At 44.5% G+C, this 24803-nt stretch carries 21 protein-coding genes; 10 read left to right on the plus strand and 11 right to left on the minus strand.

Annotated features, from left to right (window positions below; genetic code table 11):
- Positions 1–40: 40 nt before the first annotated feature.
- Genes FKN08_RS15100 through FKN08_RS15115 form a run of 4 tightly spaced genes read right to left on the minus strand, consistent with a single transcriptional unit; the run spans position 41 to position 3451 of the window.
- A complete protein-coding gene (locus FKN08_RS15100) occupies positions 41–826 on the minus strand; it encodes an outer membrane lipoprotein-sorting protein (protein ID WP_170892435.1) in 786 nt (261 codons plus the stop codon).
- On the minus strand, positions 819–2087 hold the full coding sequence (locus FKN08_RS15105) for an ABC transporter permease (RefSeq protein WP_170892436.1): 1269 nt from the start codon (positions 2085–2087) through the stop codon (positions 819–821). The genes FKN08_RS15100 and FKN08_RS15105 overlap by 8 nt, the downstream gene beginning before the upstream one ends.
- Positions 2075–2773, minus strand: coding sequence for an ABC transporter ATP-binding protein (locus FKN08_RS15110; protein WP_047009721.1), 699 nt, complete (start codon positions 2771–2773; stop codon positions 2075–2077). The genes FKN08_RS15105 and FKN08_RS15110 overlap by 13 nt, the downstream gene beginning before the upstream one ends.
- Before the next feature lie 9 nt (positions 2774–2782).
- Entirely contained in the window at positions 2783–3451 is a 669-nt protein-coding gene (locus FKN08_RS15115) for a hypothetical protein (RefSeq protein ID WP_047009720.1), read from the minus strand.
- A 407-nt stretch (positions 3452–3858) separates the two neighbouring features.
- Between FKN08_RS15115 and rodA the strand changes: the two genes are divergently transcribed.
- Positions 3859–4941 (plus strand): rod shape-determining protein RodA, encoded by a 1083-nt coding sequence (rodA, locus tag FKN08_RS15120; protein WP_170892437.1) that lies wholly within the window; start codon positions 3859–3861, stop codon positions 4939–4941.
- A gap of 73 nt (positions 4942–5014) precedes the next feature.
- Here rodA and FKN08_RS15125 read toward each other — a convergent pair whose 3' ends face one another.
- The 3 genes from FKN08_RS15125 to FKN08_RS15135 form a co-directional block, all read right to left on the minus strand.
- Complete coding sequence (locus tag FKN08_RS15125; RefSeq protein ID WP_005392082.1) at positions 5015–5731, minus strand: YebC/PmpR family DNA-binding transcriptional regulator; 717 nt, start codon at positions 5729–5731, stop codon at positions 5015–5017.
- Between the two features lie 135 nt (positions 5732–5866).
- Positions 5867–6076 carry a DUF3283 family protein gene (locus FKN08_RS15130; protein ID WP_005374484.1) on the minus strand — a complete coding sequence of 70 codons (210 nt, stop codon included), beginning with the start codon at positions 6074–6076 and terminating at the stop codon, positions 5867–5869.
- 100 nt (positions 6077–6176) lie between these two features.
- A complete protein-coding gene (locus tag FKN08_RS15135; protein WP_170892438.1) occupies positions 6177–8072 on the minus strand; it encodes an ATP-binding protein in 1896 nt (631 codons plus the stop codon).
- 68 nt (positions 8073–8140) lie between these two features.
- Between FKN08_RS15135 and FKN08_RS15140 the strand changes: the two genes are divergently transcribed.
- On the plus strand, positions 8141–8896 hold the full coding sequence (locus FKN08_RS15140; protein WP_047009717.1) for an ABC transporter substrate-binding protein: 756 nt from the start codon (positions 8141–8143) through the stop codon (positions 8894–8896).
- Between the two features lie 72 nt (positions 8897–8968).
- On the opposite strand, the gene ribA is transcribed toward FKN08_RS15140, so the two are convergent.
- Together ribA and FKN08_RS15150 are read right to left on the minus strand one after the other, a co-directional pair.
- The gene (ribA, locus tag FKN08_RS15145; RefSeq protein ID WP_006740907.1) at positions 8969–10030 is read right to left on the minus strand and encodes a GTP cyclohydrolase II; all 1062 of its coding nucleotides are present in this window, start codon (positions 10028–10030) and stop codon (positions 8969–8971) included.
- Positions 10031–10311: 281 nt separating this feature from the next.
- Positions 10312–10509 (minus strand): hypothetical protein, encoded by a 198-nt coding sequence (locus tag FKN08_RS15150; protein ID WP_005392088.1) that lies wholly within the window; start codon positions 10507–10509, stop codon positions 10312–10314.
- 361 nt (positions 10510–10870) lie between these two features.
- Between FKN08_RS15150 and FKN08_RS15155 the strand changes: the two genes are divergently transcribed.
- The 3 genes from FKN08_RS15155 to FKN08_RS15165 are packed head-to-tail and all read left to right on the plus strand — an operon-like array spanning position 10871 to position 13121.
- On the plus strand, positions 10871–11725 hold the full coding sequence (locus FKN08_RS15155) for an ABC transporter ATP-binding protein (protein ID WP_170892439.1): 855 nt from the start codon (positions 10871–10873) through the stop codon (positions 11723–11725).
- Positions 11722–12654: an ATP-binding cassette domain-containing protein gene (locus FKN08_RS15160; RefSeq protein ID WP_170892440.1), complete on the plus strand. Its 933-nt coding sequence runs from the start codon at positions 11722–11724 to the stop codon at positions 12652–12654. Before FKN08_RS15155 ends, FKN08_RS15160 begins: the two co-directional genes overlap by 4 nt.
- On the plus strand, positions 12654–13121 hold the full coding sequence (locus FKN08_RS15165; protein ID WP_170892441.1) for a transcriptional regulator: 468 nt from the start codon (positions 12654–12656) through the stop codon (positions 13119–13121). The genes FKN08_RS15160 and FKN08_RS15165 overlap by 1 nt, the downstream gene beginning before the upstream one ends.
- A 289-nt stretch (positions 13122–13410) precedes the next feature.
- Here FKN08_RS15165 and FKN08_RS15170 read toward each other — a convergent pair whose 3' ends face one another.
- The gene (locus FKN08_RS15170) at positions 13411–15381 is read right to left on the minus strand and encodes a replication initiator protein RctB domain-containing protein (RefSeq protein WP_170892442.1); all 1971 of its coding nucleotides are present in this window, start codon (positions 15379–15381) and stop codon (positions 13411–13413) included.
- 1240 nt (positions 15382–16621) lie between these two features.
- Here FKN08_RS15170 and FKN08_RS15175 point away from each other — a divergent pair.
- From FKN08_RS15175 to FKN08_RS15190, 4 genes are all read left to right on the plus strand, one after another.
- Entirely contained in the window at positions 16622–17839 is a 1218-nt protein-coding gene (locus FKN08_RS15175) for an AAA family ATPase (protein ID WP_005374503.1), read from the plus strand.
- 7 nt (positions 17840–17846) lie between these two features.
- Positions 17847–18821, plus strand: a complete 975-nt coding sequence (locus FKN08_RS15180) for a ParB/RepB/Spo0J family partition protein (protein ID WP_006740903.1) — start codon at positions 17847–17849, stop codon at positions 18819–18821.
- A 105-nt stretch (positions 18822–18926) separates the two neighbouring features.
- Complete coding sequence (locus FKN08_RS15185; RefSeq protein ID WP_170892443.1) at positions 18927–20954, plus strand: GNAT family N-acetyltransferase; 2028 nt, start codon at positions 18927–18929, stop codon at positions 20952–20954.
- Between the two features lie 251 nt (positions 20955–21205).
- The gene (locus tag FKN08_RS15190) at positions 21206–22885 is read left to right on the plus strand and encodes a FapA family protein (protein ID WP_170892444.1); all 1680 of its coding nucleotides are present in this window, start codon (positions 21206–21208) and stop codon (positions 22883–22885) included.
- Between the two features lie 54 nt (positions 22886–22939).
- On the opposite strand, the gene catC is transcribed toward FKN08_RS15190, so the two are convergent.
- Positions 22940–23599: a type C chloramphenicol O-acetyltransferase gene (catC, locus tag FKN08_RS15195; RefSeq protein WP_170892445.1), complete on the minus strand. Its 660-nt coding sequence runs from the start codon at positions 23597–23599 to the stop codon at positions 22940–22942.
- 88 nt (positions 23600–23687) lie between these two features.
- Between catC and FKN08_RS15200 the strand changes: the two genes are divergently transcribed.
- A complete protein-coding gene (locus tag FKN08_RS15200; RefSeq protein WP_170892446.1) occupies positions 23688–24599 on the plus strand; it encodes a LysR family transcriptional regulator in 912 nt (303 codons plus the stop codon).
- The last annotated feature ends 204 nt before the right edge of the window (positions 24600–24803 follow it).

Below are 24803 nucleotides of genomic sequence, written 5' to 3' on the forward strand. Positions count from 1 at the left end.
TTCCTTGCTCGTTTTCATGGATCTATTTACGGAGTTCAGGCTAAAGCTGAGTCGTATTGGCTTTAGGCAGATAGCTTGGGTTGTAGAACTTGTTATCCAGTTGCCAAGGCACGATTTCTTGGTACTCGATAACGGTCTTTTTGCTCGGCTGAATGCTATCAAGCAAGGTCATCTCACTGACGTAGTCTTCACCGTTGTCGCTTGCACGTCCGTATTGCGCTTGCTTGGCGAGCTTGCCCGAGCGCAAGTAAAGATCAGCTTTGATTGGAAACGCATCTTGCTCAGACAACCACAAGTCGATCTTCTGATAGCTCGCCCCTTTGGTTTTCGCGGTTAACGCAAGGTGATAAGCCACGACACTTTCTCCGTTCACCGAAACAGTTTCTGTCGCTTTCCATTCACCTTGATAATCTTGGCTCCACGTCAGGGTTGAAATATCGCCGATAGACGCTTCACCGAGCAGCTTTTGCATCGGCGTAATGCGAATCGGGCGACGGCTCTTTGGCATTTGCAGCCAGTAGTTGTCGCCCATCATCAACATCTTTTGCCCGGCTTCAACCGCAGATTTGAACACCACCAACGATTCACGATTTGGACGCGTGTACACGTGGTAAAGGCGAGTTTTATCTAATTCTTGGTCTTGATATAGGCGCACTAATGACACCACTTTGGAGGAGTCATCTTGCAAACGGTAGCTGTCTGCTTTTTCAATCAATTGCGCAACTTGCTGTGCATCTAGTGCTGTTTCATTCGCACTGGCATTCATGCCTACAACGCCGCTTGCCGTCAGCAATGCAATTGGTAATAGTGATTTGAAATTAAACATAAATCAGTGCCTCCGTAATTGGCTTGTTCACCCCTTTGCGCGCCGAGAAAAACGCCGCAACCAAACAAATCATCAATACTGCGAATCCTGCGACAGCCACCAGCTCCCAAGAGAAGTAAATCGTTAATGGGTAACCTTCTGTGCGTCCTGGCGGTGGCGGCATTTGCACATCCACGACCATCAGTAAGACGGTAACTAACGCAGTAAACAAAGCGCCGATTAAGCTGCCAATCACCGCAAGTAACCCTGCTTCGCGCAAGAACCCAGCAATGATTTCGCGAGGATAGCTACCAAGAGCTGACAAGGTGCCGATTTCACGTGTACGCTCGGTGACCGACATGGTCATGGTGTTGAACAGCGCGACAAAGACCACCAACGCCATTACTGCGCCCATGATGCCGAAGATGCGGTCGTACAAATCTTTCACTTTGAGATAGAAGAACGCGCGCTCTTGCCAAGGCGTAATCTCAATATCTTGGTCGCCAAAGTTCTGCTTTTGCTTACTCAGGACCGAAGCCACTTGTTGCTCGACTTGGCTCGTTAAACTGGTATCGAACAGGAAGACAGATAACGCACTGACTTTGTCTGAACCGAGCAACGATTGCGCGCTGTTGATGTGCACGTAAAGCTGGCGTTTATCAAGCTCTGGTACGCCGGTTGAATAGATGCCACGGACTTTGAAGTCATACGCGTTCAATGCGCCATCGGTTGTGGTCGCCAGCAAGGTGATCCAATCACCAACGTGCACGCTTAGGTTGTTCGCCAAATCAAAGCCAAGCATCACTTCTGGCTCTGCTGGGTCATAACGCGATGCATGAATGTTGGAAAGTGTTTGCCCTTCGCGCACATCCAAAAACGGTCCTTTCATATCGAATTCGCGTTCGTTAACGCCAATGCCGATAAAGATCGAAGACTTGTTGCCGTTGGAAATCAAACCACTGAACTCAACTCGTGGCTGCACGCCTCGCACTTCATTCAAGCCAATCAATTGCTTGGTGATGTCGTCTGCATGAGTTAACCCATTACTCAGTGGCATCTCTTCTTCTTTAGCGAAGTAACCTGGCGTGGTTAACGTCAGATGCCCCGTATCACGCGCTGTCGATTCTTTCAAACTGTCGTAGGTGTACAGACCAAAACCACCCGCACTGGTTAAGGCAAACACGGCAATGGCGATGATCAGCATCGACAATAAACTGCGACGGCGATTGCGTTGTAGGTTCAACCAGGCAAGGCGAACTGAAACTGGAATTAGCTTGCCCATGAGACCTCCTCCACACTTGCGTGCGTTTGGGTAATTTTGCCATCCACCAATTCAATGGTGCGATCACAACGGGATGCCATACGAGGGTCGTGTGTGGCGACAATAAAAGTGGTGCCAAGCTCGTGTCCAAGTCCTTTCATAATGTCGATGACCTTGTTGGCAGTTTGGCTGTCAAGGCTTGCGGTTGGCTCATCGGCAATCACCAATGCCGGTTTGTGCACTAAGGCGCGCGCAATTGCCACGCGTTGTTGCTGACCGCCTGATAGGTTGTCTGGCATGTGATGAATAAACTCGCCTAAGCCAACGTGCTCTAGCATTTGTGTGGCGAGCTCGGTTTGTTCCGTTTTTGAAAAACCGTTGAGATGCAGCGGATAAGCCACGTTCTCTAGCGCCGTCATCACGGGGACAAGGTTGAATTTTTGGAACACAAAGCCAAGCTTTTCACGACGCATTTTCGCCGCCTGCATTTGTCCGGTTGGGTATGGGCTGCCGGCAAATGTCACCTGACCTTGGTATTGAGTATCCAGCATGCCAAGCACGTTAAGTAAGGTGCTCTTGCCTGAGCCAGACGGCCCGCACAATGCCACCATTTCGCCGGCAAATACTTCACCAGACACGTCTCGCAATGCACGCACCGTTTGGCTGCCAAGGGCGTAATCGCGACTAAGTTGATTAAAAACGATCATGACGCCTCCCTAATATTTCGCTAGCAGCGCTTTCGCGGTTTGCGTTTCTAGATTGCTGTCGCCCAATTGCTCCATTTGCGCTAACCATGTTTTGGCTTGTTGAACATCTTCAGCGCGCAATGCAGCTTCAATGGCGTAGCGATAAATCCAAGACGTTGCCGCAAAAGGTTGCTGACTAAAACTCGATTCATCGAGCAGAGAAAGGTACAGCTCGTAGCCACGCTCAAAGTGATTGAACATGTCAGGTAAAGAGGTAAACGTAGTGGCTGCCATGGCGGTGGCTAGTTGGTATTCCGGCAAGCCTTGTAAACGTTGTTGTTCTTGCAGTGGTACTGGCTGATTCGCCATTAAATCCAAACCCTTTTGGATTGTGGCAAGACCGCGCTCGGTGAACTTCATCTTGTTCCAAGGCATAAACGCCTCACGACCTTGCAACGTCTCAGCACTGCCTAAATACACCAAGGTCACCGGCGTTGCGCCCTGCTCTTCGAGTTGTTTGGATAGTTCGCCGTAAACGGTATCAACCAAACCAGAATCACCCTGCGCTGCTTGGTTGAATTGACTGAGTGTACGCTCGCTTGGGTTAGCCAGTACCAGATTGCTGCTGAGTGCAAATGCGGCGATAAACGTACTTGCCAGTTTGAGAGTTTTGATTGAGCGAGATTGAGAAACCATCATGTACTGTCCTTAGTTGAACGTGATTTGATGGTTTCAGATTAATGGAGAAGATCGCACGCTGCTTTTGCATGCGACCAATGGCAGTTATTTAGAATGAACGGTTGTTTGCTGCGATGAATGACATTCCATCCTTAAAGAGAACATTTATCCCAGCTTGTTTGTAAGCGTCTGTCTTTCACCACAATAGGAATAAAAATACTGGCTTAAAACCTGCGTCTAGTGTATTTATCCATTCCACAGCTTTCCAAGCAGCTTACCCATAACAGACGACATCGACGCTCCTCTCATACACACCTTTGCATGGTGTCTGTTATTTCCAAATAGGATTCTTAGCATCGGAATAGTTCGAACTCTCGAGTTCTGGTTGTTTTCGCGCTCGAACTGGGTGCGTTATTAGGTCGTAGAAAATGAATAAGCGTTTTTTCCCCAGGGTCGATTTGCCACTGCTGATGGCGATCATTCCGATCATGCTATTGAGTACACTAACACTTTGGAGTGCCAGTGGCTTTAATGAGGCCATGCTCTTCAAGCATTTAGCACGCTGCGGACTGACCTTGGTTTGTATATTGGTCATGTCATCGATTCCCGCCACTAGCTATCAACGCTCAGCTCCATATCTCTACATTATTGCGATTGCGCTGCTACTTGCTGTCGCTTTGTTTGGCGATAGCACTAATGGCTCTCAACGTTGGCTCGATATTGGCTTTTTTCGCTTTCAACCCTCGGAGCTAATCAAACTCTCGATTCCAATCATGATCGCGTGGATGCTACATATTGAAGGTGGCAGACCAGATAGTAGGAAAATCGCATTCTGCTTACTCATCACAATGATTCCTGCGGGGTTAATAGCGCTACAACCGGATTTAGACGGTGCAGTTTTTACCGTCATTTACGCCTTATTCGTTTTATTTTTAGCTGGCATGAGCTGGAAAATAATCGGTGGCTTTGTCGCGAGTATATTAACGTTGGCGCCAATTTTGTGGTTCTTCGTCATGGAGACGTATCAAAAAAGCCGCGTTACTCAGTTCTTGCACCCGGAGTCGGATCCGTTAGGTTCGGGCTACCAAATCATCCAATCTTTAATTGCGATAGGCTCCGGCGGAATGAAAGGCAAAGGTTGGATGAATGCTACGCAAGGAACACTTGGCTTTATTCCAGAAAGTCATACGGACTTTATTTTTTCGACTTATGCCGAGGAGTGGGGTTTTGTTGGTAGTTTAGTCTTGCTCGCACTGTACTTGTTTATTACCGCGCGCGTCATGTTGCTTGCATGTCAGTCTGAACACTTTTTTAGTCGGCTTGTGAGTGGTGCATTAGCGATGAGCTTTTTCCTGTATGCTTTTATCAACACAGGCATGGTGAGCGGCTTGTTGCCTGTAATGGGAAGCCCTCTACCGTTCTTTAGTTACGGCGGCACGGCCATGCTGACGCAAGGCATCTGTTTTGGTGTGATCATGTCACTGTGTTATTCCAAATATCGCAACGCATAATGCTGCTAGCAAAGAGAGTGATCAAAAAAGGCTTCCCTCGGGAAGCCTTTTTACAACGGTGGAAGCTAAGAAATTATAGCTCTGCGTTGTGGTAAACCTGCTGAACGTCGTCACAGTCATCTAGAAGATCTAAGAATTTCTGGAACTTCTCAGCATCTTCACCCGCTACTGGAGTGTGAGTTTGAGGAACGAAAGTGATTTCTTCCACATCGATCGTTAGATCTGGGAACGCACCATTTAGTGCTGTTTTCGTCTTGAAGAACTCTGTATGAGGAGCGAATACAGTGATCACTCCGTCTTCTAGCTCAACGTCAGTTACGTCCACATCTTCCATCATTAGCGTTTCTAGGATGATTTCATCATCGTCGCCTTTGAACTGGAATACCGCTTGGTGATCGAACATGTGAGAAACTGAGCCCTCAACACCAATTTTCGCACCCACTTTAACAAAGCATTGGCGTACATCTTGGAAAGTACGGTTGCCGTTATCGGTCAGACAGTCAACGATAACACTAGTACCGCCAGGGCCGAAGCCTTCGTAGCGCGCTGGTTGGTAATCTTCACCACCGCCGCCACTCGCTTTGTCTAGTGCTTTGTCGATAACGTGCGCTGGTACCTGATCTTTTTTCGCTTTCGCGATCAGGTGGCGAAGAGACAAGTTCATGTCTGGGTCACTACCGCCGTTTTTCGCGCACATGTAAATTTCTTTACCGTATTTGGAATAAACTTTAATTTTCGCGCCTGCAGTTTTCGCCATAGAGGCTTTGCGCACTTCAAAACTTCTTCCCATCGGGATGTCTCTCTAAATTCAAATTTAATGCGAAGGATTTTAGCAAAAAGCGAAACCTTTTCAATTTCGCTTAGCAAAGGAATGGGGAGGTTACCTCATTCGCCACATAGTTTTATACCGTTGTCACGATTCGCGTTAAGCGACACCCATTACTCGTTTGTACTTTTCGACCGATTGCTGAAAAAACGCTTTTTCATCAGCATCGTTAATCTTGGACAACTGTTCTTCTATTGCTTCAGGACCAGATTTGGCCTCTCTGAGCTTCCAAACCAAAAACGACGCTTGTTTATCCAGTTCGATTTTGTTTTTTTCATCAGGCGGCAATAGGGATAGATTGAACGACATTTACAGCCTCAAGGTACTTTAAATACTAGCCGCGCACTATAGCATACAGAGTTACAATTGCAGAATAGAAACGCACTTAACTTGATCAATTTCAAGTTAACTATTTGGGACCCGCACTGATTTTCAGCGCTTTTGGTAAAAACTGCTCGAATATTTGATGCAACCGATCTTTGGTCACAGGTTTGGCGACAAACTCATTCATACCGACGTCAAAGCAATGTTGTTGATCTTCTTTAATAACATTGGCACTCAACGCAATAATGGGAACGTGTTTCCCCCACTCTCCCATTTGTCGAATACGCTCAGTAGTAATGAAGCCATCCATTACTGGCATTTGGCAATCCATAAACACCAAGTCAAAAGCTTGCTTCTCACATAGCTGAAGCGCTTCTTCACCATGATTTGCGACGCTCACTCGAACGCCGAGCTTTTCCAACATAATACGCACGACTTTCTGGTTTACGATGGTATCTTCAACAATCAATACCCAAGGTTGATTGTCATGCTGGAGGCTGGTTTCATTATCTTCAACTTTTGGAAACGTCAAAACATTAGGTCGTTCCGAGTAGGTAGACCGTGCTTTTACTACAACTGGAATCGAAAACTCAAAACAACTACCGAGCCCCAACTCACTTGTCAGCTGGATTTCTCCTCCCATTAAGTTCACCAACTGAGCACCAATCGCCAAACCAAGGCCGGTACCACCGTACTTTCTGGTTGTACTGCCATCGGCTTGTTGGAAACGTTCGAAGATCGCTTGTTGGTTCTCTTTCGCAATACCAATGCCAGAATCAACGACGCGAAATCGAATCATGGCGACATCATGCTCTTGACGTGTTAACTCAACAAGAAGCTTCACATGACCACGATCAGTAAATTTGATCGCGTTGCTCAACAAATTGTTCAATACCTGTTTTAAGCGCGCAGCATCACCTTGCACTTCCGCTGGCAAGTGAGGATCAATATCGCTAAGCAATTGCAGATTCTTCTGCTTGGCTTTGACGGTATGTAAGCTGCTCACATCATCCAAAATACGGCGCAGATCATAACTCGCATTTTCTAATTCGACTTTACCTGCTTCTACTTTAGAAAAGTCGAGAATATCGTCGATGATCGTCATTAAAGAGTGAGAAGAACTATCGATGATCTCTACAAACTCTTTTTGCTGAGGATCGAGTTTGGTGTCACCCAGTAATGAAGCGACACCAATAATGCCATTCATCGGTGTTCGAATTTCATGGCTCATGGTGGCAAGAAATTCACTTTTTTTGCGGTTGGCGACTTCCGCTCTATCTCTTTCTTCTTCAAGCTCAGTCTGATGTTCACGGACTTTCTCAACGCTTCGGTTGTATTTCTCCGCCAACACGCTCACTTCATCAAAACACCAACGCTTTGGGAGCGTAACTTTGCTTGGGACCTTCCCGCCACTAAAATCGCTCACTGCGCCAGAAAGCAGTTGGAGAGGATTGACCAAGAGGCGGAAGGCGACCCAAAGCACGCCAATTATGAGCAATAGGATCTTGATCGCTTCTGTCGTGAGCAAGAAAAAAAATTGTTGCCAAAGATCTTCATAAATCGAGCTCAGATCCGCCTGAACAGTCAATGTCGCCAGATCATAGGTTTTATCACCAACACGATATTGCATCGGCCAACTTCTTTCTACGACATCCTCAGAAAGAGCGGTGCCCAGTTCGATGATAACTTCATCTTCATTAGCAATACGTAAATAATCCACAGAGGGCATGCGCATTGCGCCCTCTGCCTGAGTGAGTAACAGCTCCCTATCCTCCACCCATAAGCTGGCAGAAAAGCTCGATAAGTAACTGGATTCGACCTGCTTTAGCTCGACGTGCAAATGGGCTACATCTTCGTTAAAAACTCGATATAAACTCACAGCGGAAATAATGACGGTAAAGATTAAACTCAACGTTAGCACCGCCAACATAAGTTGGTTACCGATACTAAATCGACGTTGAGATCGCTCTTTTTCATCCATATGAAATCGCTCCGATAAACTTGCGCTACTCTAAATATAGCCACGCGTAAATAATAATCGAGGATACGATGAAAAGACTTCTACTTAGATTGGCTTTTAGTTTTATTGCGATAGGAACTTATGCTACTGCCGCTGAAGTGAACTATTACGTTATCGCCGACCAAGCAAGGCCATTTCAAATAGAACAACAGGGGCAAATGCATTCCGGGATTGTGACTGACATAGTCAGTGCCATTTTCGCTGAATCGGATTATCAGGTGAATTATCACACTTATCCGTTTAAACGAATGATTTCCATATTAGAAGAAGGTGGCGAACCAAACTGGCTAACTTACGGCAGCCCAAATTGGGGCAAGGTGCAATCAGAAAATTTGTCTGAAGAGCCCATTTACACTGTAAAACATGTATTGGTCTCTAGTAGTGAGAAACCGTTAGAGTTCAAGAATATGGACACCATGCATGGCCGATCTATCGTATTGCTACTCGGTTTTGATTATCCGAATTTAATCCCATTCTTTGAGGATGGTAGTGTGAATGAAATGCGAGTGAAAGATTATGAGGCTGCATATCGAGTAGTAACCCGAACACCAGGAGATACAGCCTTCGTCGAAATGGAATCGCGCGTTATGTACAACTTAAAACGCCTCAATTTGCCACTTGAGGATTTTCAGATCCAACCTTTCAGTTCAGTTATCCCCGACTACTCAATCTATTTGGCCTTTTCGCCCCAAATGCAACCAGAAACTCAGGACTACATCAATACACGTTTGGTTGAGTTAAAAACATCGGGCGAAATTGATGAGATCATTCAAAGATATCAATAAATGGCCTAACGAATGAAAACGCCAACGATAGTATCGATGGCGTTTTCATCTATTGATGACATAGATGATGCTTTACTTGGTGTGATTGACAAACTTAGGATCAAACATGTGCCCTAATTTACTCGCCTTAGTTTGCAAGTAGTGTTGATTGCTCGGATTATTACCTTCTTGCAAGGGCACACGCTCAATGACGTTGATATCAACCGCTTTTAACGCAGCCAGCTTACGTGGGTTGTTCGTCATTAGTCGCACCGCATCAATGCCCAAATGCTCTAACATCCCTTTACAGAATGCGTAATCACGCATATCGGCAGCAAAGCCCAAACGTTCATTGGCTTCTACAGTATCGGCGCCATCGTCCTGGAGGTGATAAGCTCGAATTTTATTAATCAAGCCAATACCACGTCCTTCTTGACGCAAATAAAGCAGTACACCACATCCCTCTTCGACAATATTTTGTAGCGCCCTGTTGAGCTGAAAACCACAGTCGCAACGTGTACTAAACAAGGCATCGCCAGTAAGACACTCCGAATGCAACCGAATAAGCGGTGCAGCGCTGTTTGCAGGCTCCCCATACACGAGGGCAAGATGCTCTTTGTTCGTGGCAGTTTCAACGAAGCCATACATCATAAATGTGCCCCATTGGGTTGGCAATTTGGCTTTATCGATGAACTTCACGAGATTGTAGGGCTCGACATGTCTCAGCTCAGCCCGAACGTTCATCAGAATTTCTCCTAAATGATTTTCTCCTTTACCGTCTCCCCCATCCCCCCAAAAGGCATCTTTGTGAGAATGCTCTGTAAGACAAGCGTTACCCGTTCTCATTAACTGCTGCGCTAAAGGTGGATTTTGCAGAAACTTTTCTCTAACGATGAAAGCCATAACGGCCAACTTCATATCCTCCCAGTCACTTCTGACGAAATGTTCGTACTTTCGGCTTAAGGCGAATGCTTCATCGGGAGTGCTCGCGTGTTGAATTTTGCTTTGTAACTGCGCATCGAGGAACTTTTGGGCTTGATAATAATGTTCGCTGGTGGGCCAAGTTTGGGAGGATATATTAACTGGGGCATGGCAAAAGTTGGAAAGAAAACCGTGGGGCTCATCGGGCTCATAAAAAAGGATTTGGTCAACCATACTCGCGCTCCTTGCTTTGTGGTCGCGATAATCAACAAAAAGCATATCGCTATTTATATATCTTTTAGTAACGCTAGGTAAGATTGTCAAACTTCTACACAGATGAAAATGAGTTTGGATCTAGAACTTTTTAGGTGAAATAGAGGTGAATTAGAACGTATGGATAAGAAAAATAAAGAGATGTGAGATGTTGTGGTAAGACGCAATGGCTAAAATGGAGCGAAAAATAAAAAGGGCAGCCCGACGACTACCCTATGGATTGCTATACCAAACTAGAGCAATCAGTGTATCAAGCCAAGCTCCCTTGCTTCTTCAATGGTCAATCCACTTTCACGGATTTCACGTAGCGCTTCAATGCGTCTTCTGGCTTCTGCTGATTTCACTGTTTTCTCAGGCTTCACAACGGCTTCTTCATCAGGTAATTCCCATTTGTGAGCGATGTTGGTCATCTCGTCATGGTCGATAGAATTAATGGACATATTTCCTCCGAACACACCATGTTTTCGATGCGTAATCTATAGCAAAACAGGAACGAGGTGGTAAGAAAAACTGTAGGGAAATGTGACCCCTCCCGCCCTTTCGTTAACTCCTTAATAGATCCATCATTTAAGTTTTGCCAAGGGGCAAATTTACGATTAGATTTGAATAATTCCCCCTAAGAAAAGTGTGCTGATCCAGCTCTCAATTCTCGTCTTCCTTGACTTCATTAACAACGCCGGATACCACTTTTTATTTCGCCTAACTTTCGAGTCACTTCACTGATTCACCGCTTGCCACTTTCTAAAAACCATCACACCTGATAATGATAATAATTATCTTTTACATTAGTAAGGTGTTTATATGGATGGTATTAACTTAAATCATGCATACCACAATAATCCGGTCATCCAGATCCGAGATTTATGCGTCGATTACATCACCGATCATGGTGATTTCAATGCGGTAAAATCCGTCAGCTTCGATATCGGCAAAGGAGAAGTATTTGGACTTGCTGGTGAATCGGGGTGTGGCAAAAGCACGATCGCATTCTCGATCAATCGTCTCCATAAGCCGCCAGCGTTCATTTCTGGCGGTAAAATATTGTTTGATAGCAAAGACATTCTTAGCCTCTCAGATTCTGAGCTAACCGCTCTGAGGTGGAGTGAAATCGCCATGGTGTTTCAAAGCGCGATGAACTCACTCAACCCTGTCTTAACGATCCAAGAGCAATTCGCAGACGTATTGCGTCATCACCAAGGACTCACCAACGCTCAAGCGAAAGATCGAGCAGAAAAACTATTGGACTTGGTCAATATTCCACGAGAACGGTTAACGGAATACCCTCACCAATTTTCAGGTGGAATGCGTCAGCGCTTGGTGATTGCTATTGCTTTGTCTTTGAACCCTAAGCTGATCATTATGGATGAGCCCACAACCGCTTTAGATGTGGTGGTACAAAGGGAGATTTTACAGCAAATCTATCAGCTTAGAGATGAATTTGGCTTCTCAGTACTCTTTATTACGCACGACTTGGCGCTGATGAGCCAATTGTGTGATCGCATTGCCATCATGCGGCATGGAGAAATCGTCGAAGTTAATCAGGCATACGAAATTCGTAATAATCCTCAACATCCCTACACACAAAAGCTATGGGCTTCTTTCCCAAACATCCACGACGTCCACAAACAACCAGAGCGACCAGGAGCGCAATCATGAATCAGCCTATCATCCAAATGAAAAACGTGATTAAAGAATTCAGAGTAGGCGGTGGTTTAGCGAAAGAGGAAACCTTCCGTGCGCTCCAAGGCGTGAGCTTTGATCTGTATGCAGGAAAAACGCTGGCTTTGGTTGGAGAATCAGGCTGCGGTAAAAGTACGTGTGCTCGCTTGATCACTAAAGTCTATCCGGCAACAGAAGGCGAGATCCTTTTCAATGGCACTAATATCAATGAGATTACGTCACGCTCAGCGCTCCAAGAGTATCGCAGTAAAGTACAAATGGTGTTTCAAGATCCGTTTGGCTCACTCAATCCAACTCATACCATTCGCCATCATCTCACACGCCCTTTAAAGATTCATAAGCAAATCCAAAGCGAGCGTGACATTCCTGCCCGCTTGGAAGCGCTTTTAAAGCTGGTGGAACTACCTGAAGAGACATTAAATAAGTTTCCTCACGAGCTTAGTGGTGGACAACGTCAGCGAGTAAACTTAGCACGTGCTCTCGCCGTCGGTTCGCAAATCATTCTTGCGGATGAGCCAACATCGATGCTGGATGTCTCCATTCGCCTCGGGGTACTGAATCTAATGCAGCGCATGAAGCAAGAGCTAGGAATCGGCTTTTTGTACATCACTCATGATTTGGCGACCGCACACTACATCGCGGAAGAAACAGCTGTGATGTACAAAGGGCAAATCGTTGAATGGGGTGATACACACTCAATACTGAAGAATCCGCAGCACCCGTACACCAAACTATTGATTTCAGCCGTTCCCGATCCAGATCTTCCTTTTGGTAACTTAGTGAAAAGTGAACCAAACTATTCGATAGATGCCGATGAAATTCGTAGTCGTAGCAGCATCATTGTCGACGAATTTGATCAAATAGGACCCAATCACTATGTAAAACAATGGACTGAGGCTGCGTAATGGAATTGAGGACTTGGCAAGATCAGATCGCCATGTGGTATGAACATCGGAAGCATGATCAAGTTGAAAAACTGGAAGCGATCTTATATCAAGCGCCCGACGGCGTGTTTGGTCCAGAACTGAACGAAGTTCAAAGCAAAGCGATTGCTTGCTGGCTAGACGGTTGTTTACGTGTGTTTCAACATGCTAGGTACCGAGATCCTCAAAAAGCGTATCAAACCTTGCTTTACACGAGCGCAAAGCTCGAGCAAGCGGCATGTCAGGTATCGACCGATATTCTGATCAAAGATTGGTGTTTAAAGCGACTTCAGCACCTTACCGTTTTAGCGTTAGAGTTTTGTAATCAGCAATGTGATCAAAATGAGTGGCAAAAACAAGCACATAACTTGATCGAGTCGCATGTTGCTTTGATGCGTTCTTTACATTGGAATGAAGCCAAGAAGCATGATCAAGGTTTATCTCATTAATCTGGAAAAATGATCAAGGCTTACTTTGAGGAATTTGAGGTAAAAAAAAGCGAGTTTCCTGAGGAGAAACTCGCGAAGTCTATTCAGAATGAATGTAACAATATGAGCCAATCTATTAATCATCAGAAAGGACAAAAGGTTGTCTATTCGTGATAAATAGTAGTCTCAGGCTTGGCTCCTAATGTCAGTGATTTGTTAGAGTTAAGTCTGTTTTTTATCATCGAAAGACATTGTTACATTTCAAATCAATACGCCACGCCTATTGCTTGATACACATCAAGCAACGCTTTTAAATCGCCATTTCATCCAGAGCGCGGAATACCATTTCATCCATGTGGCCATCGAAGATTTGACGGCACACCTTCCTACGTACCGCTAATCCAGCAATCAAGCGTTCAATGGTAAGATGCTTAATATCATTTTGAGTGTTAAACAGCTCGACGGTTTTGCTTAATGTCTCATAAGGAATTGGCTCATCCCCTACCCTTAGCCAATCAAGCTTCTCTATGTAATCAGAGCACTCTTCTTTGATTGAGGCATACGAGTGCCCTGTCATCGCAGATAAAGCCGTTATACTGCGTTCTAGAGCCTCTGGTGAGGTATATTTAGATAAAGTAATGGTGATCTCGTCTGCATTGATCTCTACCAGGTGTTTTCTTTGCTTCACGCGGCGGCCTAAATTCCCTCTTGGAGATGGCGCTTTGCGTTGGATAGGCTCAAATTCGCCGTCTATGATGCCTGAGAGCTCTTCAAGCTGTTGTCGGGTAACCATCTCATTACGAAGTGGGTTTGGCAGCGTAGGCGCCATGTTACGCTTTCCTGCGTTGGTTGTTCGCGCACGTGAATAACGTAAGACTTCTTCCACATCGCATTTAATATCGATCTGGTAGTCCATCAATTTGTCATTCTCGATCATAGTTTCGATTGTCAGGTGATAACCCCACAAATTCACGACAAACAGCTCATCCGTTCCCTTACCATCCGATAAACGCTTCAGCTCTCGGATCAAATCCATCGAGAATCGTCGCCATTCGATGTTACGTGCCAGCTTCTGGTTTAATTCACTCAGCAGCATGCAGTCAGTATGACGACGCACCATGCGGCTACGGAAGAAAGAATACAGTTGGAATACCAAAGTATGTTGCTTCAAGATCTCTGGTGGGAACAAGAAGAAATAATCACGCGTTAATAGTTCTTCATAAAACGAAGGCTCCCAAACCAAAATGTACAAGTTTGGCTTGATACGAATTTCACCATCGCTTCCCTCTACAGGCGCTTCTTCAGACGCAGTGATGGTTCGAGCAAGAAAACGAAAACGATCACTTTTGAATCCTTCTGGCATGTTTTCACTTAGCCAACGACCAGTAAGTTCATGCAGCTGGAAATCGGTAAACTCAATACGATCAATGCTGTCGCGAATAGAATCACGTGCTGGACCACTGTCTTTTTTGCCTCGAAGCGACAAAATATCAGTAATGTATAACGGCGTCTTGTTCGGCACGTGTGCTGCGTCGAGTTGATACTGATCTTTGTGATGATCATGGTATTGCACGGTCAACGTGAACAGAGCAAACAAGGTCATCAGATCATCCACAGTCATGATATTTTTGGATGATCGCGTTTCAATAACCGCTTTTGTGCCAGAGATCGACACCATGGATTTCTGATAACTTTTTCGAGTTCTTGGTGGTGCAAGTGCTTGGTCAATGATCCCAGCCCAATTCGTTGGAGACACGACAAATTGATCGGCTTCATCTTTCATCGTTGGAGGGGTATTCAACCCATGTTCATTCAACAAACGCTTGTTCACTTTGGTTTGAGCCAATGCTTTTGAACGTTTTTGCTTTTCGTTTTGGCGTACTTTGTCTGTAACAAGACTTGTTGCACCCAACACTGAAATAAGCTGATTAGGATTAACAAACTTATGTAACATCGTCTTACCAGCAAGTCCTTCTTCAAACCGCACTGGAGTTTGAGTAAACAAACCAATGTTTACTGCTGCACGTAAGCGTTGTTGCAGAGCTGCACGAGTGAGTTGTCCGTCCGTTGCTTCCACAATCTCTGTGGTTGAAACCAATCCATCTTTGCTGCTGAAACCTCGCAATGAGATCAGATTAAGCAACTCTAAGATGCTTTTGGTCACCCCTTTGAAATGTTGGTACTGCTCTACCCAATCTGCAGAGGATTCATGTACCTCAAAAAGATGGCCATCCTTATGGCTTCTAGGTGCTTTAATCAGAATTTTTTCATCAGCCGTCATTTTAGATCCAGATCACACTAGCCGTAGTTGTGCTATGGTTCCGAAGAATAAAGAAAAACAGATCATAAATAAAGAAAAAAGATTGTTTTTTAAATAACTGATCTTTTTGATTAATCTGATCTTAATTGATTATATGATCTAATGATCTGGCTATCGTTTTCCCGCTAAGTGCATGTTCTATAAAGTGATTATTTTCATGCATGTCGGAACTATGATCATGTTAATTCTGAAACTATGATCAACAATAGCCTGAAAGCATGATCACATTTGCTCGTAAGCATGATCATTAAGTTTATGAAAAGATGATCAAAAGAGTCTTGAAACGATGATCATGATGTTTTTACAGGTTATCCACAGATGCTGTGTTTAATAATGATCTTAATGAGAATTTTATTGAGCATTGTCGATGTTATTGATACTCGGATCGATGATCAAGAGCTGAGATAGCTATCGTTCTGGAGACAATATTGATGATAAATTACGCATGTGATGAAAATACATCCAAGTAGCTCTTATTCCGCAGTAAAACCTAGTTTCGGACTATTCTTAGGAAGCATGATCATGAGAGTAAGATTTATCATAGTCACTTGAACAATTTCATTGTTCCGGCTTCTCTATCCACTAATTTCTTCTCCATCCCCCATTCTGACTGCATTCAACCGTAAATTAGAGACAAAAACTCATGCTTCCGAGAGATTCTATAGCTTGATCATATTTCCGATTGATGGATCTTATTTAATCCGCGTGTTTACACCCTCGTCTACTCTATTTTTCCATGATCATGCTTTCGTATTTGTGTTTTATCATGGAAGCATGATCATAAGTATGCCTTGATCATACTTCCATAGGAACATCACTTGAACTGCCCTTTTTGGCTCGGATACATGATCAAGGTTGTTATTAGCGTTCATGTTGAAAGATTGCTTTCTATTTTTTGTTTAAATTAGGTTGGCCTAACATAATCCGTAATTTAGCTTAAGAATATAATCGTTCCGGTAGAAAATTGATTTACATTGTAAATGAGTGACGCTGTAACACTTTTATTTTTAAGTTTAAGGTGTCCATTTATTCGAAGATTGTTTAATTAAAAATAGTTATGTTTTTTACCATAAATCATAAAAGCGTCGATTTGAGTGTTTTTTTATGTGATGGTTATTCAAAATGTTCGTGCACCTTTTTGTTGTTTTTGGTCTTTATTGCTGTACAATTGCAAGCATAAATCCTTCCAACGGAATTTGGCATGAAAAGAGAAAAAACGATTGAAAACCTTCTTGAGTTGGCGGAGCTGACTCAGCAGGTTCAAGCTGACCGTATTGAAATTGTTTTAGAAGAGCGAAGCGATAACTACTTCCCACCAATGTCTAAGGCGATGATGGAAACCCGTTCAGGTTTAACTCGTCGTAAGCTCGATGACGCGATTGGTAAGATGGAAGCGGCTGGCCATCAATTTACTAAAAATAACGCGAATCATTATTCAATTACGTTAGAAGAAGCACATATGCTTATGGATGCGGCTGAAGTGCCTAAATTTCATGAGCGTAAGAAGAATTCAGGTAACAAACCTTGGATTATTAACGTGCAGAACCAGAAGGGTGGTACAGGTAAATCAATGACAGCGGTCCATTTAGCGGCATGTTTAGCGCTAAATTTGGATAAACGCTACCGTATTTGTTTAATCGACTTAGACCCACAAGGCTCACTACGTTTATTCCTCAACCCGCAAATCAGCATGGCAGAGCATGATAATATCTATTCTGCGGTAGACATTATGTTGGGTAACGTGCCTGATGGTGTGGAAATTGACAGTGAATTTTTGCGTAAAAACGTATTGCTGCCAACGCAATACCCGAACTTAAAGTCGATTTCAGCGTTTCCAGAAGACGCAATGTTTAATGCTGAAGCATGGCAAACGCTATCTGAAGATCCATCACTCGATATCGTTCGTCTGCTAAAAGAGCAACTGATTGATAAAATTGCTGATGACTTCGATATCATCATGATTGATACCGGCCCACACGTTGACCCACTAGTATGGAATGCGATGTATGCATCAAATGCGTTGTTAATCCCTTGTGCGGCTAAGCGTCTGGACTGGGCTTCAACAGTAAACTTCTTCCAGCATTTGCCTACGGTATATGAAATGTTTCCGGAAGACTGGAATGGTCTTGAGTTTGTTCGCTTGATGCCAACCATGTTTGAGGACGACAATAAGAAGCAAGTTTCTGTTTTAACTGAAATGAACTATCTTCTAGGTGACCAAGTTATGATGGCTACTATCCCTCGTAGCCGTGCGTTTGAAACCTGTGCCGATACCTACAGCACAGTATTTGATCTGACAGTAAGCGATTTTGAAGGCGGTAAGAAGACGCTAGCCACCGCACAAGATGCTGTTCATAAAAGCGCACTGGAATTAGAGCGTGTGCTGCATTCTAATTGGCCGTCATTGAATCAGGGGTAATAAGTAAATGGCTTTGAAAACGTCTGAATTAAACGCGAAATTATTTGGCAAAACGAATAAACGTCGTGTTGTGACTCCACAAGAGGCGCAAACCGCGGCAAAAGAAAAAGCTCAAACGATTGAGCTAGCTGTCGCAGGTGAAAACATTGTTCAGTTTGAACTTGTTCGTATTCCTGCAGAGAAAGTCGCGACAGAAACAACGGTGTTTGTTGATAACGCTCGTGAGCAATCGTTCTTAAACGAACATGCTTTATCTGATGTTTTAGTCACACTCAAAGAGCGTGGCCAACAATATCCAGCGGTGGGTCGTAGAACTAAAGATGGCAAGATTGAAGTTTTAGATGGTAGCCGTCGTCGCATGTCTTGTATCCTCGCGGAGCAAGATTTTTTGGTTTATGTTGCTGACAATATCAATACTGACCATGCAAAGTTTTTGTCTGATGTGGCAAATGCTCACAAGCCGCTCTCTTTGTACGAAAAAGGTAAAGAGATGCAGGCTAAACTAGATAGTGGTGAAGCTGAAGATCAGAAAGCATTGGCGAAAATGTTCCAGTGCAGTGAAGCGTTGGTAAGTGGCGCTTTAAAAGCGGCGGCATTACCGTTAGAACTGCTTCAAGCGTATCCCAATGTCGGCGATCTTGGTCGTCCAACTATCGTGAAACTGCACAAACAGTTTTCAACGTTGACGCCAGAGCAGCAGCAAGAGCTGTTAGATAAGTGTCGCTCTAGCGAAGGCTTTTTATGGCAGCGAAGCACAGCTCAAGGCGTTGCTCGTCTGACAAAAGAAGTCACGGAAAGCATCGAAAACTGGATTGCTGAGCTTGCACCAGCAAAACCTGGCAAGAAGACCGAAAAAGTCGACTTAGTAAAAGGTCGAGCAAGCTACAGCCGAAAAGGTAGCAGTCTGGCGTTGAACTTGAAGAAAGTTGACGACAGCTTGATGGAAGAGATTCTTGCCTTTGTGCAAAACAAGCTGCAATAACAAAAGATGATTGAATCAACCGCCCCCGGGCGGTTTTTTTATATCTGAGAAGCGTCAAATTAAAGATGTGATACCATTGCGTCAGTTCAACGTTGGATAGACAAAATGCAGACACAATCTGATTTCCTTTCATCACTTCAACAACAAGCTCACCAATCTTTCCAAAGATTCGGCATCGTTATTCAAGGCGAGTCTTCTTGGCAAGATGCATTGGTGTCAGAGTTCCATAAAACACAGATGTATCAACGTTGGTTTTGTGTCGGCGATTTTGGTTTGGAAAACGCATACAGTGTTTCGCCTAAACAAGGGCACATGTTGTTAGGCAGAGAGTGTGACGTTCTATTGTTTGATGCTCGAAATGGTTTTGACGCAAATAGCTTTACCGCCGCGCTTGGTTCATTGGTTGGCGGTGGTCTTCTTATTGTCATTACTGAGTCGCGACAACCTACGAATTTTGCTCAGCAATGGATGCACAAACAATGGGAGAAGCTCGTTGTTATTGAGCAAGACAAAGCATTGCCAACGGCTCCAGACATCAAGCAAGCAGAAAAAGAAAGCCACTACACGGAACAAGAACATGCCATTTCTCTAATTGAAAAGGTGGTAACTGGACATCGAAAGCGACCGTTAGTTTTGACCGCTGATCGTGGGCGCGGAAAAACAAGCGCCCTCGGCATTGCGTGTGCGAACTTATTACAGCAGAAGCCACTTAGAATCTTAATTACGGCACCATCTATAAAAGCTGTTGAGCCTGTTTACCAACATGCTTTACGTTTACTCCCTAACGCACAGCGTATTAAGAAGGACAGATTAGAATTAGGGCAGGGAGCCATTCAATTTATTGCTCCTGACGAACTTCTATTGAGCCGACCTGAATGTGATTTGTTACTTGTCGATGAAGCGGCTGCAATTCCAGTTCCTATGCTCAAAATCATTACCGAACATTATCATCGACTCGTTTTTTCTACGACTATTCACGGTTATGAAGGTTGTGGCCGGGGCTTTACGATTAAATTTGTTGATTGGCTTCAGAAACAGCGTTTGGGAATGAAAACATGGCACATGACACAGCCCATCCGCTGGAGCATGAATGATGCACTCGAATCATGGCTCTATGACGCGTTTTTGTTGGATGCGGAGTTAATGCACCATCAACTTAACCAGGTCGACTCAATTTCCCTTTCTAAAGCCGATAAGGACGATTTGATATCGCAGCCTAGTTTGCTGCGCGAGTGCTTTGCTCTTTTGGTGAATGCTCATTATCAGACCTCGCCGAATGATTTGATTCACCTTTTGCAAGACGACAACAGTCAGCTCTATTTTGCTAAGCAAGATAATGCGGTTGTGGGGGTAATATTAGCGGTCGAAGAGGGGGGGCTTGACGCTGAATTGGTTGAAGAAATTCAGCTTGGTAAGCGTCGTCCTAAAGGACACTTAGCCCCAGTTACGATTGCAAACCAATTAGGATTTCCGAATGTCGCGAATCTATCGACGCTGCGAGTCATGAGAATTGCTGTTCATCCGGAATTGCAAGGAAGAGGCATCGGTCAAAAAATGCTGCAGCAACTTGATCAAATGTCGGCTAAACACATTGCTTACTTATCCACGAGTTTCGGTGCGACGGAAGAGTTGGTCCATTTCTGGCGACAATCGAACTTCCGTGCAATTCGCTTAGGGTCAATGCGCGATGCTGCTAGCGGTTGTTATTCAGTCTTGATGGTCAAAGCTTGTGATTCCAAACAGACGGCTTGGGTCGATGAATCTCAGGCGCTATTTGAAGAAATGTTGTCTAACAATGTGGCTGACGTCTATCCAAAATTAGAAGCCTCAATTTTTCGAGCTCTATTACCGCAACCTTTGGGAATGAGTCCACTTCATCCCGCTAAGTTATTACTAATTGAATGCTATGCTGATGGTGGTAACAGTTATGAGTCCGTGTCTGCTTGGCTTCAGCAGTGGTTACTTAACTTAGGTTTGAACTCCGCTTCCGACTTGATGATCAGTAAGCTTTTTCTTAACCGTAGTTGGACTGAATGTGCTCAGCAATTTGGTTTACCTGGAAGAAGGCAAGTTGAGCAGCAGTTAAGGGACGAAGTTAGACACATTTGGAACGATTTACACTGTAAACAATAAAGGGAAATTTACACTGTAAATGAAATAAAAAGGAGCTGATTTTACACTGTAAATCCAGCTCCTTTTTATTTCTGTGTGTATTTTGATTGAGCTTTAGGTTAAATCGAAATGCTCTCCTAATATCTGTTTAACCGTTATTAATGGATTACTTTCTTTAGTGACGTGAGCCCTATAATAAGAAATGCGAGGTTTGTTCAGAAAACGGATTTGGGTAGACTGAAAGTGTTGATGGGAAGCAAAGTGGTAAGGGTATGTGGAAGCTGTGTCTTGAGTTATCTGAAGATAAGACCAAGGTGATAGCCCGTCTTCCGGGAGAAGTGGACCTCGGTGGTGAGCTAAATCAAAATGAATTAAACGAGCAGCTCGTCGCAATGAACGCTGAAAAGATGTTTGTTGTTGAGGGGGAAGTCGTGAGATTCATTAACTGCGCCAAAGAACGTAAAGCCGAAGCTTACGAAGGCATCGTCATTGCGGAAAAACGCAACGCGCAAGTTGAGGTTGAATTATCGAATAATGACATGCTCGCCAGTATGAACGTTGTCGGCGCGTACGGAGGCCGAGGTTTACGTGGCCCCGAGATTGTTCAAGCCCTTGCTCAAGCGCGAGTTTCGAAAGGCATCAACAAACTGGCTTTGAAGAAAGTGTTGGTTGTCAGCACTCAGCTCAAACCCGGCGAAACTTTTTCTCAACCTGTAGCGGTTGGTAAGCAACCTATCAAAGGCAAAGACGCTCTTTTTACTCCTCTCGTTAAAGACATCACCAAACGCATCCTCAAACCCAAAGACGGCCAATCTGCTAGCGACAAAATTGATTTACGTAACCTCGGTGAAACTATCGCGGTTGACGTAGGCGATGAGGTGATGCGCCGCACGCCTGCGACCAAAGGTACGCCAGGTTTTACTGTTCAAGGGCGAGTGATTCCTCCACAAGCTGGAAAAGACAGCCCAATGAAGCTAGGCAAGGGCACCGAGATAAGCAAGCGCGACCCAAACCTATTGATTGCATCGGTATCCGGTACGCCTCTGATTAAAGACAAAACCATTGAAGTTGATAACGCACTTTGCCTCAATAGCGTTGGCGTGAATACAGGTCACGTGAAATTTAAAGGGAATGTGATTATCGGTGGCAACATTGAATCCGGAATGATTGTTAAAGCTACGGGCTCTATTACTGTAGGCGGCTTCATTGAATCGGCTGACGTACAAGCGCAAGACGACATTCAAGTTGGTAAAGGGATCATTGGCCACACCGTGAGTGATGGCCAGCCAAAGAGTTGTCACGTCAAAGCCAAAGGTTCGATTCGTGCCAGCTACGCCCAATATTGTGATTTGCAAGCCGGCGAAGATATTGAGTTGGCGGTGCACAGCATGAATAATGATATTGTTTGTGGGCGCAATCTGACGGTGCTAGACGCGAACGGTAGGAACGGCACGCTCAGCGGCGGAGATGCAAAAGTCGGTGGCAAAGTGGTGTGCTTACAATTGGGCGTAGAAGGCGACACCGCCACTAAGGTAGAAGCGTTCGCACGCTATTCTGCATTTAAGGAACGATTAGCAGAGCTTAAAGAACAATACAAACGCGCTCAAGAAGGCACGATGGATGTGATTCGTAAAGAGCTCGAATTTAAGAAACGTCCTAAAGCCGAACGTACCGACGAAGAACAAGCTCAGATTGACGTGATGAAAACACAAAACAACGAGCAGCTTGAAGCGATAAAGCAAAAGCTAGAACAAACGGAACATGACTTTGAAGTCGCGTTAGAAGAAAATATTGTCGAAGCCAAAGAGCGTGTCTTCACTCGCGTGACGGTGCAGTTTGGCGACGAACAAGTAACGACAAAGCGCACTCATGGCGGTTGTTCGTTCCGTTTCAATCAATACGAAATTAAAGTCTCGGCGAACTTGGAAGAAGAGGACGTCGCTGCGGTTTAAGCTTTCTTACTCACTGAGCCCACACGTCGCAACAAGATGTGTGGGCTTTTTTATCTACAAATCGACAATGTGCTCTTGATAGTAGTCCGCAAGCACACCGACTTGGCTGCTACACATTACTTTCATTGCTTGTTTAATATGTTCTATTGGCCAGTTCCACCATTGGATATTGAGTAGAGTTTCAATCTCTTTATCGCTAAATCGTTGACGTACGACTTGGTTGTTTCCAACCACCACAGAATAAGGTTGCACGTCTTTCGTCACTACGGCGCGTGCTCCGATGACGGCTCCATCGCCGATGTTTACTCCGGGCATGATCATCGCCTCACTGCCAATCCAAACATCATTCCCCACCACTGTATCTCCGGCACGCTCGAAACCGTCTTGTACGCCTTCTCCAAATTTTTCAGGAGAGAAGGGGAATGTCGAAATCCAGTCAATGCGATGACCTTGATTTCCTGCCATCATGAAGGTGGCTCCAGAAGCGATGGAACAAAACTTGCCGATGATTAATTTGTCGATGCTATCGGGTTCTCTACTTTGCCATTCTTGAAGTGTGACGGGGTCACCCAACAAGTAGCGTACCGCTTGCTCTTCGAAGCTTTTTTGATGATAGAAGCCCGAGTAATAGCTGTAATCGCCAACGATGATATTGGGATTTGTGATGTGATCTTTAATGACTTGACCTTTTAACCACGTGTCGAAAACACTCATAACTCATCTTTTCAAATTTAGGTTGTACAGAGTTTAGATGCTTTCTATTATTTCCAGTAGTTTGATTTTAGAGATTCAGAATTACTGTATGGAAATAAAATGGCTCAGTTACGTACCACTTTACGTCGCTTTGTGCGAAGAGCGAAGTATTGCTGGCGCGGCAAAGCGCCTGAATTGTTCGAATGCGCATGTAAGTCGGCAACTTAAACAGCTTGAAGACATATTGTCGGTGCAGCTTATTCAGCGAACTACGCGCCAGTTTAATTTGACCTACGATGGTTTGCGGTTTTATCAGCAGGTAAAGAAACTGCTTGAAGGCGCTGAGCAGATCAATGAGCAAGTCATGGCAAACGAGATCGTATCGGGAAAATTGAGAATAGCGGCGTCTGCTTCTTTCGGAGCCGCGTTACTCAGCCAAACATTGATCGAGTTTCGATTGCAGCATCCACAAGTGAGCGTCGAAGTGATCTTTACAGAGACACCTCTCGACTTGATTGAAGCTGGGTTTGATATCGCATTCTACTTTACCGAGACTCCTCCAGAGGGATACGTCGGCCATCAGCTACGCACTTTACACTGTAAACCGATCGCTCATCGCTCGTATTTAGCTGATAAACCAAATATAAGCACGCCAGAGGAGCTTGGCGACTTGGAGCACATCCTTTATAAAAGCCGCGACTTGGTGTTAGATAAATGGACGTTTACGCATAAGCAAACTCAGCAGCAGTACAGCATTGAGTTAGAAAGTACGCTGAGTTTTAATCTTGTCCAGTCCATGTTGGATGCTACTTTGGCTGGCTGTGGTGTAGCCATGTTAGATGAATTTGCACTGGCTAAACTCGAACCTGCACAAAAAGAACAACTAATGAGTTTGCTGCCAGATTGGCAAACGGATGCGATTTTGCCGCTTTATCTGCTTTACCCAAAACGTGAGCACTTACCAAGAAGAACGCGAGCGTTCATTGATCACTTTAGGAACATATATTCTGTCGGCGAATAACGACAACAAACTTAGCAACAATTGAGGAAGCAAAGGAATGCGAAAACACTGTCACCAGTTTTCCTGATGCAGGCGTGTTGGTCAAAACAGGTAACGAAGAAAACATATTGCGAGGGTGAGCTTCTTCAAATCAGCATTAAAGGCAATAACTACTGACCGGACACAGAAGAAGCTCATGGATTCAGCTAACTTACATTAAGTATC

This window comes from Vibrio sp. 1-2 (7-a), assembly GCF_013048515.1.
Lineage (GTDB): Bacteria > Pseudomonadota > Gammaproteobacteria > Enterobacterales > Vibrionaceae > Vibrio > Vibrio diabolicus.

What these genes read in the sequence shown, in the direction of transcription:
- FKN08_RS15165 (WP_170892441.1), top strand. Translation starts at nt 12,654, where the DNA reads ATGGAATTGAGGACTTGGCAAGATCAGATCGCCATGTGGTATGAACAT.
- FKN08_RS15155 (WP_170892439.1), top strand. Translation starts at nt 10,871, where the DNA reads ATGGATGGTATTAACTTAAATCATGCATACCACAATAATCCGGTCATC.
- ribA (WP_006740907.1), bottom strand. Translation starts at nt 10,030, where the DNA reads ATGGTTGACCAAATCCTTTTTTATGAGCCCGATGAGCCCCACGGTTTT.
- FKN08_RS15140 (WP_047009717.1), top strand. Translation starts at nt 8,141, where the DNA reads ATGAAAAGACTTCTACTTAGATTGGCTTTTAGTTTTATTGCGATAGGA.
- FKN08_RS15135 (WP_170892438.1), bottom strand. Translation starts at nt 8,072, where the DNA reads ATGGATGAAAAAGAGCGATCTCAACGTCGATTTAGTATCGGTAACCAA.
- FKN08_RS15150 (WP_005392088.1), bottom strand. Translation starts at nt 10,509, where the DNA reads ATGTCCATTAATTCTATCGACCATGACGAGATGACCAACATCGCTCAC.
- FKN08_RS15200 (WP_170892446.1), top strand. Translation starts at nt 23,688, where the DNA reads ATGGAAATAAAATGGCTCAGTTACGTACCACTTTACGTCGCTTTGTGC.
- rodA (WP_170892437.1), top strand. Translation starts at nt 3,859, where the DNA reads ATGAATAAGCGTTTTTTCCCCAGGGTCGATTTGCCACTGCTGATGGCG.
- FKN08_RS15190 (WP_170892444.1), top strand. Translation starts at nt 21,206, where the DNA reads ATGTGGAAGCTGTGTCTTGAGTTATCTGAAGATAAGACCAAGGTGATA.
- FKN08_RS15170 (WP_170892442.1), bottom strand. Translation starts at nt 15,381, where the DNA reads ATGACGGCTGATGAAAAAATTCTGATTAAAGCACCTAGAAGCCATAAG.
- FKN08_RS15130 (WP_005374484.1), bottom strand. Translation starts at nt 6,076, where the DNA reads ATGTCGTTCAATCTATCCCTATTGCCGCCTGATGAAAAAAACAAAATC.
- catC (WP_170892445.1), bottom strand. Translation starts at nt 23,599, where the DNA reads ATGAGTGTTTTCGACACGTGGTTAAAAGGTCAAGTCATTAAAGATCAC.
- FKN08_RS15125 (WP_005392082.1), bottom strand. Translation starts at nt 5,731, where the DNA reads ATGGGAAGAAGTTTTGAAGTGCGCAAAGCCTCTATGGCGAAAACTGCA.
- FKN08_RS15180 (WP_006740903.1), top strand. Translation starts at nt 17,847, where the DNA reads ATGGCTTTGAAAACGTCTGAATTAAACGCGAAATTATTTGGCAAAACG.
- FKN08_RS15100 (WP_170892435.1), bottom strand. Translation starts at nt 826, where the DNA reads ATGTTTAATTTCAAATCACTATTACCAATTGCATTGCTGACGGCAAGC.
- FKN08_RS15110 (WP_047009721.1), bottom strand. Translation starts at nt 2,773, where the DNA reads ATGATCGTTTTTAATCAACTTAGTCGCGATTACGCCCTTGGCAGCCAA.
- FKN08_RS15160 (WP_170892440.1), top strand. Translation starts at nt 11,722, where the DNA reads ATGAATCAGCCTATCATCCAAATGAAAAACGTGATTAAAGAATTCAGA.
- FKN08_RS15115 (WP_047009720.1), bottom strand. Translation starts at nt 3,451, where the DNA reads ATGATGGTTTCTCAATCTCGCTCAATCAAAACTCTCAAACTGGCAAGT.
- FKN08_RS15185 (WP_170892443.1), top strand. Translation starts at nt 18,927, where the DNA reads ATGCAGACACAATCTGATTTCCTTTCATCACTTCAACAACAAGCTCAC.
- FKN08_RS15105 (WP_170892436.1), bottom strand. Translation starts at nt 2,087, where the DNA reads ATGGGCAAGCTAATTCCAGTTTCAGTTCGCCTTGCCTGGTTGAACCTA.
- FKN08_RS15175 (WP_005374503.1), top strand. Translation starts at nt 16,622, where the DNA reads ATGAAAAGAGAAAAAACGATTGAAAACCTTCTTGAGTTGGCGGAGCTG.